Origin of the sequence: Cupriavidus plantarum (genome assembly GCF_905397285.1) — a bacterium.
GTDB lineage: Bacteria > Pseudomonadota > Gammaproteobacteria > Burkholderiales > Burkholderiaceae > Cupriavidus > Cupriavidus plantarum.
The window spans coordinates 1-13189 of the sequence record NZ_CAJPUX010000012.1; the positions used below are offsets into that span (position 1 = coordinate 1).

General features: G+C 65.0%; 12 protein-coding genes. 10 read left to right on the forward strand and 2 right to left on the reverse strand.

The genetic code is table 11. The features are described 5' to 3' along the window. From KHP16_RS26320 to KHP16_RS26355, 8 genes are all read left to right on the forward strand, one after another. Positions 1-235, forward strand: a 235-nt coding sequence (locus KHP16_RS26320) for a hypothetical protein (RefSeq protein WP_211961449.1), incomplete at its 5' end; no start/stop codon positions are given. Positions 236-308: 73 nt separating this feature from the next. Next, the gene (locus KHP16_RS26325; protein ID WP_211961450.1) at positions 309-698 is read left to right on the forward strand and encodes an OsmC family protein; all 390 of its coding nucleotides are present in this window, start codon (positions 309-311) and stop codon (positions 696-698) included. A gap of 335 nt (positions 699-1033) precedes the next feature. Continuing rightward, the gene (locus tag KHP16_RS26330) at positions 1034-1855 is read left to right on the forward strand and encodes a hypothetical protein (RefSeq protein WP_109584858.1); all 822 of its coding nucleotides are present in this window, start codon (positions 1034-1036) and stop codon (positions 1853-1855) included. Between the two features lie 327 nt (positions 1856-2182). Beyond that, complete coding sequence (locus tag KHP16_RS26335) at positions 2183-2818, forward strand: response regulator transcription factor (protein WP_211961451.1); 636 nt, start codon at positions 2183-2185, stop codon at positions 2816-2818. Between the two features lie 12 nt (positions 2819-2830). Continuing rightward, positions 2831-3229: an Hpt domain-containing protein gene (locus tag KHP16_RS26340; RefSeq protein WP_109584856.1), complete on the forward strand. Its 399-nt coding sequence runs from the start codon at positions 2831-2833 to the stop codon at positions 3227-3229. Between the two features lie 139 nt (positions 3230-3368). Then, positions 3369-4346, forward strand: coding sequence for a DedA family protein/thiosulfate sulfurtransferase GlpE (locus tag KHP16_RS26345; RefSeq protein ID WP_121492782.1), 978 nt, complete (start codon positions 3369-3371; stop codon positions 4344-4346). A 119-nt stretch (positions 4347-4465) separates the two neighbouring features. After that, positions 4466-5479 (forward strand): LLM class flavin-dependent oxidoreductase, encoded by a 1014-nt coding sequence (locus KHP16_RS26350; protein ID WP_121492770.1) that lies wholly within the window; start codon positions 4466-4468, stop codon positions 5477-5479. Between the two features lie 43 nt (positions 5480-5522). Then, positions 5523-6293 (forward strand): lipoyl protein ligase domain-containing protein, encoded by a 771-nt coding sequence (locus KHP16_RS26355; RefSeq protein WP_211961452.1) that lies wholly within the window; start codon positions 5523-5525, stop codon positions 6291-6293. 17 nt (positions 6294-6310) lie between these two features. On the opposite strand, the gene KHP16_RS26360 is transcribed toward KHP16_RS26355, so the two are convergent. Further along, positions 6311-6985, reverse strand: coding sequence for a DUF3047 domain-containing protein (locus tag KHP16_RS26360; RefSeq protein ID WP_244836060.1), 675 nt, complete (start codon positions 6983-6985; stop codon positions 6311-6313). Between the two features lie 286 nt (positions 6986-7271). On the opposite strand from KHP16_RS26360, the gene fusA reads away from it, so the two are divergent. Next, positions 7272-9377, forward strand: a complete 2106-nt coding sequence (gene fusA / locus KHP16_RS26365) for an elongation factor G (RefSeq protein WP_109584852.1) — start codon at positions 7272-7274, stop codon at positions 9375-9377. A 189-nt stretch (positions 9378-9566) separates the two neighbouring features. Beyond that, positions 9567-9818, forward strand: a complete 252-nt coding sequence (locus KHP16_RS26370; RefSeq protein ID WP_109584851.1) for a GlsB/YeaQ/YmgE family stress response membrane protein — start codon at positions 9567-9569, stop codon at positions 9816-9818. Positions 9819-9831: 13 nt separating this feature from the next. Here KHP16_RS26370 and KHP16_RS26375 read toward each other — a convergent pair whose 3' ends face one another. After that, positions 9832-12888, reverse strand: a complete 3057-nt coding sequence (locus tag KHP16_RS26375) for a transglycosylase domain-containing protein (protein ID WP_244836050.1) — start codon at positions 12886-12888, stop codon at positions 9832-9834. Positions 12889-13189: the final 301 nt, after the last annotated feature.

The window sequence follows — 13189 nt, forward strand, 5'->3', positions numbered from 1 at the left end:
CGTTGCAGCGAAGAAGCGAGAGTATGTAGCGTTTCCTGCTTCGCGTCAACTGGTTTGTCGATTTATTTTTCAGACCGACCAACCTGCTGACTTCCTCTCACCTTCCCCGCTGCCTACCCACAAACCCGCGCCAGCGCTGCGTTTCCGCCTGCTGCTGTCTTCGGTTTGTGTTGCGAGGGGGCGAATATTAAGTCGATTCCAAAGGCTTGGCAAGCGTTTTGTCATCGGCGCGTAAAAAAGATTAGCAGACCATAGAATCGAGTCCGAACGTCAATGATCGTTCCCTTCTCTCTTTAAAGGACTACCCGATGACCATCGATGCCACCTGGAGCGCCGACCAGGGTTCCACCGTCTGCCAGTTGAGCAACGGCACCGCCCAATGGCGCGCCGACCTCGACGCCGAGTTCGGCGGCGATACGGCGATTCCGAATCCGCATGAACTGCTCGACTCCGCGCTGGCGGCATGTACCACGCTGACGCTGCAGATCTATGCCAAGCGCAAGGCATACGACCTGAAGTCGGTTCACGTCACGGTGCGACATGAAGAGAGCGCCGGCGTCTATAGGATGCTCCGCACAGTACACGTGGAAGGTGAATTGGCCCCGGCCGCACGCGAGGATCTTCTGCGCGTGGCCAACAAGTGCCCGGTGCATAAGTCGCTGTCGGCGCAGATCTCTATTGAAACGACGTTGGCATAACGCGCCGAGCCTTGCGAGTTGAAATGAGAATCGTTACTATTTAGTCTCTCGGGCTTCGACAACCTGGGTCAGCAAATGGGTTACCGGGCACCGTGGGTGCCCGGTTTTTTTTGCGACACCCGATGTCCTACAGCGGGGAACGGCGCCGGCGTCCTGCAGGCATCCCTCATCGGGACTAGTCACGCCTTTGGTTTGTTCGCTCGCCCACTCAGCCCGTGTCGCAAGGCGGTTCACTCGGCACTTGTACGCTTTGCCCGACATCTGGCGCCGCTTAACATGAAACCAGAATAAGAACGGTAAGCGTGCACCAGAAATCGCGTCGGAGCGGGGACATCTTGGCGAATTACATCGAAGAGTATTGCGCGCGCATTCGGCGTGGAGGCGTTGCCGGTATCGCGGAACGACCGGTAACCGTGGATCGCGATGGCACATACGTCATGGAGTACGTGCCATTCGAGCATCGAAATCCCAATGCGAGCCTGGTGCTCGTCAGCACGACACCGGGGCACACCCACGCTCGGCTCGCGGCCACCGTCACGGAAGAACTGCTGCGCGCCCATGCCCCGGGCAGGATCATCCAAAGAGAAAACAAACGCGGGGTCGAGTTGGGCGGTCGCCTCGTGCGACCGAACCTCATTCGCATGCTCGATCATTTCCGTGTGCCCGAGCTGATCGGACTGCCGCATGCGGCGGCACTGTGGAACGAGGGCTTCGAGCGCATCCAGCCGCTGGCCCTGCTGCCGTTCGTCACCACCCGGCGGGGCCTCGTGTTCGACGGCCCGTTCGACGAACTCCTCGACGTGCCCATGCTGCGCGCCACGTTCGAGCAGCAATTCCTGACACGGGTCGGAGAGATCGGACCTCGTGCGCTATATGTCGCGCTCGGCCGGACGGCATGGGCGGGGTTGCGGCATGCCGTGAGCAGCGGCATGCTCCACAGCGACCAGTTGATCGGCATGATGCCGGTGCCCGCGAAGGCGGGCAGCATGGTGCGGTACTTCCTGCGGGAGATCGCCGAGCGCGATCTGTCGCCAAACGACCCGGTGCGTCATCGCATCGCCTGGCTCGATGCCGCCCATGCGGAAATGGAGCGGGGCGTCCGCCGCCTGCGAGAGGCCGTCGTCGTGGAGGCGCAGCCCAAGCGGCTCATCGCTTAGAACCGGACACCGCCATCCACTCAAAAGTGGCGATATCCCTACCTAAGTGGGGGAAAAGCCTCGCCCCAAGTGACGATAACTCCTTCTGAGGACTCTGACCTCCTCGCATTCCCGATTGGCGGCCCTCCGTTGTGCGCGGTGGGCCGCGATTTTTTTCGCGCCCTGCGGAAATTTCGGCGGATCGCTGCTGACTTCTGCGACAGACGATCGCACGCCTCTCTGCCTATACTTCGGCTCCTTGCGTAACACGCGACTTGTCAACACTTTCGGCGTGACAGCCGTCGAGAGGCAGTCGTGGCACGATGTTTCGAAACGAGGCAGCGAAGCATGACAAGAATCCTAGTCGTCGACGATCACCCCCCAGTAAGACTCGCGTTGCGTGTCCAGCTCGCAGCGATGCAGGACATGACAGACGTGGTGGAAGCCGAGAACGGGCAGGCCGCGCTGGAATCCGCGCGCGCGGAGAAACCCGATCTCGTCGTACTCGACCTCGACATGCCGCGCATCGGCGGCCTTGACGTGGCGGCACGGCTACGCTCGATGTACCCCGAGGTCCGCATCCTCGTCATGTCGGCGCAGGACCCGGAACTGTTTGCCTCGCGGGCGTGGCACGCGGGCGCGCAGGGGTTCTGCAGCAAGACCCAGGACATGGGCTGTTTCATGCGGTGCGTGGAGGCGGTGCTCAACGGGTACAGCGTGTTTCCGATGAGCGGCCGCCATCCGATTCCTCTGGGGTACGAGTCGGCCGAACGCGCGGAAGACGTTGCCATGGATCGCCTTTCCGACCGGGAAGTCGTGGTGCTGCAGATGCTGGCCCGCGGCATGTCGAACAAGTCGATCGGCACGGCGCTGTTCATCAGCAACAAGACGGTGAGCAGCTACAAGACACGCATCATGACCAAGCTGGGCGCCGAAACGGTCGTGGACCTCGTCGACTTCGCGCGCAAGCGCGGACTGGCCTGAGCGAGGCGCGCCATGAAGAGCATACGAGGCGAAGCCGCGCATGGGCCCGCGGCAGGCATCGGACCGGTGCTGGACAGCATCGCGCGCGGGGACGCGGCCATTTGCCGCGATCTGGTCGGCCGTCTCCTCGCCGCGATGGCGGAAGATCTGGCGGGGCTCGCGCGCGCGGTCGGCGAGGAGGACTGGTCCGCGGCCAGTTCCCATGCCCACCGTATCAAGGGGAGCGGCGGACTGACCCAATATCCGCCGCTTGTGGCCTCGGCCGAAGATCTCGAGCGGGCGTTGTCGTGCGCGCGGCCTGCCACCATTCGGCGCCGCATGCCGCGGTTTCTCGGTGCCGCGGAGGATCTGACGGCCGAACTGCGCCGGATCGCCGCGCATTTGGACGAAGGCCAGGCGGAAGAGCGATAGCAGGCGGCGGCAAGGCAGCTGCCCTCATCTTTTAACAGCCCGCTTAACGAATCTGAACGCATTATTCACAGGGCATGCGTGCAAGAGGATGGGCGCGCTGGCACACTGTCGGTCTGTACTGATCACCAAGGGGATTGTCGTGGGCGATTTGCAAGGCCTGCTTGACGGCCATGGGGTCACGCTGGTTTTTCTGAGCGTACTCGCCGAACAGGCGGGGCTGCCGGTGCCCGCGTATCCGATGCTGTTCGTAGCGGGCGCGCTGTCGATGCAGGCCGATGGACCGTCCATCGGCGTGGTGCTCCTCGCCGTCATCGCCGCCTGCCTGATCGCCGATACCGCGTGGTATTTCGCTGGGCGGCGCCTGGGCCAGCCGATGCTGCGCACGATCTGCCGCGTGTCGATCTCCCCCGATAGCTGCATCCGCCAGACACAGTCGCTGTATCTGCGCGTGGGGCCGCGGTCGCTCGTGTTCGCGAAGCTCCTGCCCGGCGCCGGAGCCCTGTCCACGGCGATGGCCGGCATGACCAACACGCCGCTCCACAAATTCCTGTTTTACGACGCGCTGGGCGCGCTGGTGTGGGCGGGCGGCGCGCTGCTGGCGGGCGTGGTCTTCAGCGATTTCGTCGATACGATCCTCGAGGCGTTCAGCACCTACGGTCCGATCGCGCTGGCGCTGGTGGTCGGCGCGTTCGCGCTGTTCATCGCCTGGCGCTTCTGGCAGCGCTTCCGCCTGCTGCGCCGCGCGGGCCGCGTGCCGCGCATGACCGTGATGGATCTGGAAACCCGCCGCGCGAGCGGTACGCTGCCGCTCGTGGTCGATGTGCGCGCTTACGGCACCGCGCCGATCGAACGCATTCCAGGCGCGCTGGTCATGGATCTCAAGGCATCGCTGGATATCCTCGGGGACTACCCGGTATCGGATGACATCGTCATCTACTGCGCCTGTCCGCATGAGTATTCGGCGGCGGTGCTGGCCGAGCGGCTGCGCGTGGCTGGCTACAAGAACACATGGGCGCTGGCCGGGGGCTTCGACGAGTGGAAGCGCTTGCAGGAAGCGGTCGCCGCGCAGCGCAAGGGCCGTGACGACAAGCAGCCGCAACCCGCGCCACAGCAGTAGGCGCGGTCACCATACGGCCTACAGGGTCTCTCGGGCCGCCAGCACGATCGCGCATCGGTGATTACCATACCTCGTCTGTAGTCACCGACTCGCGCGACATGCATCGCGCGCCCCCCAAAATGACCCCCTACTCTCTGCTCGACCTTGCACCGATCGTGGAAGGCGGCGACGCGGGCCAGGCCATGCGCAACTCGCTGGACCTCGCCCAACACGCGGAACGCCTCGGCTATCGCCGCTTCTGGCTCGCCGAACATCACAACATGCCCGGTATCGCGAGCGCCGCGACGTCCGTGCTCATTGGCTTCGTGGCCAATGGCACCTCGACGATCCGCGTCGGTTCCGGCGGAATCATGTTGCCCAACCATTCGCCGCTGGTGATCGCCGAACAGTTCGGCACGCTGGCGTCGCTGTATCCGGGCCGCATCGACCTGGGTCTCGGCCGCGCGCCGGGCAGCGACCAGGCCACGGCCCGTGCGCTGCGCCGGCAACTGAGCCACGACAGCGCCGACACGTTCCCGCAGGACGTCGAGGAACTGCAGGCCTATTTCGACGACGTTCGCCCCGGTCAGCGTCTACGCGCCGTGCCGGGCGCCGGGTTGAAAGTGCCGCTGTGGCTGCTGGGTTCGTCGCTGTTCAGCGCCCAGCTCGCTGCCGCGATGGGATTGCCGTTCGCGTTTGCTTCGCACTTCGCGCCGGGCTTCATGCGGCAGGCCGTGGATCTGTACCGCAGGACGTTCCGCCCATCCGAACAACTCGACAGGCCCCACGTGATGCTCGGGTACAACGTTTTCGCAGCCGACACCGATGAGGAAGGCCGACGCTTGTTCAGTTCGCTGCAGCAGCAGTTCCTTGCGCTGATCCGCGGCACGCCCGGGCAGCTGAAGCCGCCGGTGGACGACATCACGCGGCTGTGGGATGCGAGCGAAGCCGACCACATCCGCCGCTCGCTGGCCTGTTCGGCGGTGGGCAGTCGCGAGACCGTACGGGAGGCCATGCAGCGCTTTGTCGAAGATCTCCAGCCCGACGAGCTCATGCTCACCGGCATGATCTACGACCACGCGGCGCGATTGAAGTCGTTCGAGATCGCGGCCGATATCGCGCAGTCGCTACGGCCACGGGTCGCGATCGACTAAGCCGCCGCCCCAGCGAGGCATGGTTCTGAGCGAGAATGCAGCCATGCCCTTCACCTTCGCCAATCCCGACTCCGACCGCGACCCGCTGGAATCCGATCCGCTACAAGGCGAGCTCGCATTGCTCGACCGCGCGGCGCAAGGTCCTGTCGCCCAGCTCTGGGAAGCCCCGCTCGCCCTCGTGATTCCACGCAGCTACCTGCGCACGCCCGGCGTCGAGGCCGCGCGCGAAGCCTTTGCGCGGCAAGGCTGCCCGGTCTGGCTGCGGATGTCCGGCGGCGGGCTGGTGCCGCAGGGTCCGGGCATCCTCAATATCAGCCTTGCTTATGTTCTGCCCCGTGGTGCCGCCAGCTGGATGGAGCCTGTGTACGTCCATCTGTGCGAGGTGCTCGGGGACGGATTACGCGCCGTGGGTGTGGACACCCACTGGCAGGCGGTAGAGGGGTCGTTCTGCGACGGCCGCTACAACCTCGCCTGGGGCCCGGCCGATGCCGCCCGCAAGATCGCGGGGACCGCGCAGTATTGGCGGCGCGCGCCTGCCGCGATCCAGTCGGCCGACGGCCAGCGGCACCTCGTGCTCGCGCATGCGGTCTTGCTGGTCACCGCCGATCCCGGCGAGATCAATGCACGCGCCAACGCGTTCGAGGATGCGATCGGCAGCGGCCGGCACTACGACCCGACGAAGGTGGTCAGCGTGCGTGAGGCGCTGGGCGCGGCCGCGACCGACGATCGCACACTGGACGATCGCACGCTGGTCGCGCGCGTCTCGGACGCCCTGCGCGACAGCATCGCACGCAGCACGCCGCCCGGGCATTGAGGCCCGGACATTGAGGGCTAGTTCGCCTTGAACGCGATATCGCCGTACCAGGCGCGCGTGGTCCCGCCCGTATTGTCGGTATCGGTGAGGATGCCGTAGCCCGTCAGCTTGCCGGGCTTCTCGTGGAAGACCTTTTCGTAGTCGCTGACGACATTGCGGCGCAGCTTCAGCCATTTGCCCGCATCGCCGGGCGCGCCCGACACCGCGATCATCTGCACGCGGCTGGTATGCGGGTTCGGAATGACCGTTCCGGGCGGCGCGCTTGCGGTCCAGATGTACATCAGCGTGGCATAAGGCAGCTTTTCCCCGCCGATGCTGGCCGCAATCTGCTCGGCGCGTTCGCCGATGGACAGCTTGTCCGCCTGGCCGTCAAAGAAGAACACGAGCCGCGCGGGTGCGTCCTCGCGGTCGCTGACGCTGTTGTCCGCATTCGGGATAGGCGACGCCTTCCAGCGCCACGATACGACCGGCGTGCGCGACAGATCGATGTCGCCCTCGTGCAGCAGGCCCGACGCCGCCGCCTTGGCGTCCGCCTGGAGCACGGTCTTGCCCCCGTCGGTCACCAGGCTGTACTGGGTCAGCGTCTTGCCACGGACGACGGGCATGTTCTGCCAGCCACCCGGCAGCGCGGCGCCGGGTTGCGCGGCCGAGAATGCCACGCCCGGCGCGCCCGGCGTCCCGGTTTGCGCCATTCCTGTGCCTGCCGGCACCGCGGCGGACAGCGCGGCCGCCGTGATCATCGCCAACATCAGCAATTTCCTGCCCTTCGTGGTGCGACTACCCATGGCGTTCGCCTCTCATCTTGTGTTCAATAAAATCACCACGACATTGTAGGGAGCCCGCATCGCGAATGCCGTAAGGCGGCGTCCTATATCTTCGTCCGATAGCGCCGTCCGACAGCCACCGGTGCCTCCGCACGAAAGTCGCGCGTTGGTGCTACGCTAACGGCCCGTGGTGCCCTATCCAGGAGAATTCACCGTGCCCCGCAAGACCCCCATCGAACGCTACCGCAACATCGGTATCAGTGCGCACATCGACGCCGGCAAGACGACGACGACCGAGCGTATCCTGTTCTACACCGGCGTCAACCACAAGCTGGGCGAGGTGCATGACGGTGCGGCGACCATGGACTGGATGGAGCAGGAGCAGGAACGCGGCATCACGATCACGTCCGCCGCGACCACTGCCTTCTGGAAAGGCATGGCCGGCAACTATCCCGAGCATCGCATCAACATCATCGATACGCCGGGACACGTCGACTTCACGATCGAAGTCGAGCGCTCGATGCGCGTGCTCGATGGCGCCTGCATGGTGTACGACGCCGTGGGCGGCGTGCAGCCGCAGTCCGAGACCGTCTGGCGTCAGGCCAACAAGTACAAGGTGCCGCGCATCGCGTTCGTGAACAAGATGGACCGTGTGGGCGCCGATTTCTTCCGCGTGCAGACGCAGATCGTCGATCGGCTCAAGGGCAATGCCGTGCCGATCCAGATTCCCGTGGGCGCCGAGGACGGGTTCCAGGGCGTGGTCGACCTCGTCAAGATGAAGGCCGTCGTGTGGGATGACGCCTCGCAGGGCGTCCGCTTCGAATATCAGGACATTCCCGCCGGGCTATTGGCCACGGCCGAGGAGTGGCGCGAGAAAATGATCGAGGCGGCGGCGGAAGCCAACGAGGATCTGCTCAACGCTTACCTCGGCGGCGAGGCCCTTACCGAAGAACAGATCAAGGCCGGTCTGCGTCAGCGCACGATCGCGGGCGAGATCGTGCCGATGCTGTGCGGCAGCGCGTTCAAGAACAAGGGCGTGCAGACGATGCTCGACGCCGTCATCGACTATCTGCCGTCGCCGGTCGACGTGCCGGCCATTCTCGGCCATACCGAGGACGACAAGGAAGCCGAGCGGCATCCGAGCGACGACGAACCGTTCTCCGCGCTCGCGTTCAAGATCATGACCGACCCGTTCGTGGGCCAGCTCATCTTCTTCCGCGTGTATTCCGGCGTGGTGGAATCCGGCGATACCGTCTACAACGCGGTGAAGGAAAAACGCGAGCGGCTCGGGCGGATTCTGCAGATGCATGCGAACGTGCGTAACGAGATCAAGGAGGTGCGCGCGGGGGATATCGCCGCGGCCGTCGGCCTGAAGGAGGCGACGACGGGCGATACGTTATGCGATCCGAACCACGTCATCATCCTCGAGCGCATGAGCTTCCCCGAGCCCGTGATTTCGCAGGCCGTGGAACCGAAGACCAAGGCCGACCAGGAAAAGATGGGCATCGCGCTGAATCGTCTGGCGCAGGAAGATCCCTCGTTCCGCGTGGCCACCGATGAGGAGTCCGGGCAGACCATCATCTCCGGGATGGGCGAGCTGCATCTGGAAATTCTGGTCGATCGCATGCGTCGCGAGTTCAATGTCGAGGCGACGGTGGGCAAGCCGCAGGTGGCATATCGCGAGACGATCCGGACCGCGGTCAAGGACGTCGAGGGCAAGTTCGTCAAGCAGTCGGGCGGGCGCGGGCAGTATGGCCACGTCGTGCTGAACCTCGAGCCGATGCAGCAGGGTGGCGGGTACGAATTCGTCGATGCTATCAAGGGCGGGGTCGTGCCGCGCGAATTCATCCCCGCGGTGGACAAGGGGATTCGCGAGACGCTGAACACCGGGGTACTGGCTGGCTATCCCGTGGTCGACGTCAAGGCGACGCTCGTGTTCGGTTCGTACCACGACGTGGACTCGAACGAGAATGCGTTCCGCATGGCGGGGTCGATGGCCTTCAAGGAAGGCATGCGGCGCGCCAAGCCTGTGCTGCTCGAGCCGATGATGGCCGTCGAGGTCGAAACGCCCGAGGAGTTCACGGGTAACGTGATGGGCGATCTGTCTTCGCGGCGCGGCATCGTGCATGGGATGGAGGATATTGCCGGCGGCGGGGGCAAGATCGTGCGGGCGGAGGTCCCGCTCGCGACGATGTTCGGCTACTCGACGTCGCTACGGTCGCTGACGCAGGGACGAGCCACCTTCACCATGGAGTTCAAGCACTATGCCGAGGCGCCGGCCAATGTGGCCGAGGCGGTGATCAACTCTCGGAAGGCTTGATTGTTTTGCCCTCCCTCCCTGCCTTACAGGGGGGGACGGGTGCCCGGCGGCTCTCGGACGGGATCGGACAGCGTTTTTATGCAGAGGCTGACTTCCGGCGTAAAGGAAGCGTGCGAACCTGTGTGTCCAGACGCTGTCCCTCCAGGGCGGGAGGAGCAGTCCTCGTTTTCCTCATGACAGGAGCGCATCATGATGGCATTTCTTGGTACGGTGTTCGTCGGGTTGATCGTGGGTCTGATTGCGCGGGCGATCAAGCCTGGCGATGACAAGATGGGCTGGATCATGACGATCCTGCTCGGGGTGCTCGGGTCGATTGTCGCGGGATACGTCGGCCGCGCCGCTGGCTGGTATCAGCCCGGCGAGCCCGCCGGATGGATCGCGTCCGTCGTAGGCGCGATCGTGCTGCTGTTTCTCTACGACCTCGTCCGACGGAAACGCTAAGACGCGTCCCGCGTCAGTTCCGGCAGCGCAGCAACGTCGCTTCGCTGCCGGGCGTCGCCATCGCGGTGACCTGCGGCGCGAGCGTCCGTAGCACCTTGACCGCCAGCGCGCTCGTGAACGCGTAGCGCGCCGCGTACGGTTCCCGTACGTGGATGGTCACCGTCCCGAAATACCGATCCCCCAGCAGGAACACAAACGTCGCCGAGCGGTTGACGATGCGTGAGGAGATCACGCGCCCGCCCGGACCATAGGTCTGGAAGCGCTGGTCGCCCGTGCCCGTCTTGCCCGCGATCGGCAGCGGCATCGCTGGCGCCTGTCCCACCTTGGCCGACGGCACGAAGGCGCCGCGGATCGAGCGCGCGGTGCCGTTCTCCACCACGTCAAGCATCGACCTGCGTACAATCGTCGCGATCTGCGGGGAGATAAGAGGCTTGCCTTGTCCCGGCTGCAACGAGTAATAGGTGGCGTACGGCGTGTCCGTGGCGAAGTCGAGCCGCTGCACGGCGGCTGGCTGCGCGTCGATGCCGCCGTTGAGAATAATGCCCGCGAGTTCGGCCAACGCGGCGGGCCGATCGCCCGACGCGCCGATCGACGTCGCATAGGACGGCGTCAGCGTGTCGAACGGATACCCCAGCCGTTGCCAGCGCCTGGCGATGCGATTGAACGCATCGCGCTCCAGCAGCGTGCGGATCCGCGCGTCCTGCCCCAGTTTGCTGCGTGTCTTGAACAGCCACACATAGACTTCCTGCCGCTGGGAGGCGCTGGCCTCGAGGATCTCGGCGATCGTCGCATCCGGATGATTGCCGAGGTACTCGACCATCCAGAGTTCGAGCGGATGGATCCGCGACAGATAGCCGCGATCGTTGAGGTTGAACTTGTCCTTGCCGTACTTCGCGAACAACCCCTCCAGCTCTTCGTCGGTCAGCTTGTGCGCCTTGGGCATGCGTGCCTGCACGGTGCGCGCGAAGGTCTCGTAGTCGGTGTTCGGCCGCGCGCTGAGCAGCGTGACCGACAGCCGGACCGCCGTGAGCCGCGGTGTGGGCATCTTCACGCGGTCGAGCAGCACCTTGAGCCGCTCGTCGGAGGACTTGTTCCGATAGCGCTGGTAGAAGGCCGTCATGTACGCGCTGCCTTCCTGATCGGCAAACCGCTCGAGCCATACGCGCCGTTCGGGCGAACTGCGATCCTCGAGCAGCGACGCCGCGTCGGGGTGAGTCTGGTAGAGCTCGTAGCGCACGATGTCGCGCATCATGCGGATGAACACGAGGTTGACCGAGAACTGGAAGCCCACGCGCACGGTCATCTGCCGCTCGCCCTCCCAACGCTCGAAGTTCGTGAAGGTCTGCATGCCGCCGCCGGTGTAGAACGCCTCGCCCGCGTTGCCCGAATACTTGCGGTCCATGGCGGCTTCCAGCATCGCGTCGAGCGTGCGGTCCTGCGGCGTGCGCGCCTTGATCAGGTAATCGACGGCCCAGCGCGTGAGCGCATCCTGCCGCGGCACCTGCAGCGCCGTCAGCGTTTCGCGGCTTTCACCGGCATAGCGCGCGTGCAGTTCGCCGATGACTTCCAGATACGTGACCAGCGTGCGAAGCTTCGCCGTGGAACCGAGGTTCAGGCGCGCGCCGCTGTTGATGTCGAACGGCTGGTCGACGTTGTCGGCCTGCACCCGCACGAAGCTCGTGTTGCCCACGCGCTCGAACAGCGTGAAGCTCGCCACGAGCCGCGAGGGGTCGTCGTTGTCGCGCAGCATGTTCTTGCCGTACAGGCCCATTGCGCGCGCATCCGCGGGATTGCGCATGCGCACGAGGGTATCCGTGACCAGGCGCTGCGCCTCGCGATTGATGCTGCTGTCCACGGTCAGGTCCAGCCGGTCCAGATCGTAGCGGCTCGCAACGCCAGTCAGGTGCGAGATATCGTTGCGCACCTGATTGACGGCCTTGCGCGTGATCCAGGGCGCGGGGTCCGGCCGCTCGGGCGGCGGGGCCTTGTCCAGCGACGCGGCGATGGCGGCGTCGCGCAGCGCGGGCGTGATGATGCCCGCGCTGGCGAGCAAGCGCAGATAGCTGCCGGTGAGCGCGTCGAGGTTGGTATCGTCGCGCCGAAGATGGAACGACGGGCGGCGCTGCGAGATGATCAGCGACAGCGCGCGTTTGTAGGCCTGCGCCTGGCGCGGCGTGGGCGCGCGCGGATCCATGTTTCGCAGCAACGCGTTGACGGTGTTGAAGTCCTCGCCATACCAGACCCACAGGCCGTCGCCCATGCCGCTCACCTCGCCATGGCCCGCGCGCGCGGACAGAGGCACCGTGTTCAGATAGTCCGTGACGATGCGCTCACGCGCGCGTTGCGTGTCGGGCCCGTCGAGGTAGGCGCGGAGCGAGGCCGATGCCATCTGCCGAAACTTGTCGGGCACCGACTGGGTCTTGCCTTCTGGCGAATGGCGATACTTCTCGATTTGCGTGGCCAGCGTGCTGCCGCCCGGCGACTGATGGGAACTGTTCGCCAATCGAATGCCGCGATCGAGCACCGCGCGCGATAACCGCCGCCAGTCCACGGCGGGGTTCATCATCGGATACTCGGGGTGAAGCAGATTCTGGTTCTCGACGTACAGCAAGGCATCCACGACGACGCGTGGCACCGCCTCGAAGTTGTCGTATTGCCGCTGCGGATAGCGTTCCAGCGCCAGCGTCAGCGCATTGCAGTCGCGGATGACGAGGCCTGCCTGATTCTTTTCGCGATACGCGGGGAAGATGCCGTCGTCCATGAGCCGTACCATGTCGGGCGACATGCGCGCCTGCGCGATGGGCACATAACCGCGCGCTTCGAGGCGCTCGCCAAATTCGGGCAGGCGCTCGTAGCCGAGGCGCTCGTCATAGGGTCCGGAGTGCGGGAAGCGAATGCTGTCGCTGCGGCCTGGCTGGACTTCGAAGGTCAACGACTTGCCAAGGCGGCCAAGGTAGCGCGCCTGCCATTGCGACGTGCGAACCTCGTTCGCGACGATGCTTACGACGATGTACGCACCGCCACACAAGGCCACCGCTACGCCCGCGAGAATCCAGCCACGTCGTGACACGTTTCGGCATCCGGTTGCGCCGATGCCAGCCGTTTCGGCCGGCATACCGGCTCATATCCCCAGACAGGACGCGCTTCATCCGAAACGCGCTGTCTGTTTCTGATATTACTCGGATCGGCGGGTAAACGGAGCGGGAATTCAAACGGGGAAGCTGCGGCAGAGCAACAGTGAGGGCAGCGGTCAAATCACTCTGACCATTCGGCCACCGCGGCCGACGAAGGGGTAGCTCGGCGGCCGAGAAGCAAGCAAGACTAGGAACGCCCGACCGCCGCGTACGAATAGTACGCAAGGGAGGGCGTTG

Bases quoted from the DNA above. Each gene is read 5' to 3' on its own strand.
- KHP16_RS26325 (WP_211961450.1), top strand. From the start codon at position 309: ATGACCATCGATGCCACCTGGAGCGCCGACCAGGGTTCCACCGTCTGC.
- KHP16_RS26335 (WP_211961451.1), top strand. From the start codon at position 2,183: ATGACAAGAATCCTAGTCGTCGACGATCACCCCCCAGTAAGACTCGCG.
- KHP16_RS26340 (WP_109584856.1), top strand. From the start codon at position 2,831: ATGAAGAGCATACGAGGCGAAGCCGCGCATGGGCCCGCGGCAGGCATC.
- KHP16_RS26350 (WP_121492770.1), top strand. From the start codon at position 4,466: ATGACCCCCTACTCTCTGCTCGACCTTGCACCGATCGTGGAAGGCGGC.
- KHP16_RS26355 (WP_211961452.1), top strand. From the start codon at position 5,523: ATGCCCTTCACCTTCGCCAATCCCGACTCCGACCGCGACCCGCTGGAA.
- KHP16_RS26360 (WP_244836060.1), bottom strand. From the start codon at position 6,985: ATGGCGCAAACCGGGACGCCGGGCGCGCCGGGCGTGGCATTCTCGGCC.
- KHP16_RS26370 (WP_109584851.1), top strand. From the start codon at position 9,567: ATGATGGCATTTCTTGGTACGGTGTTCGTCGGGTTGATCGTGGGTCTG.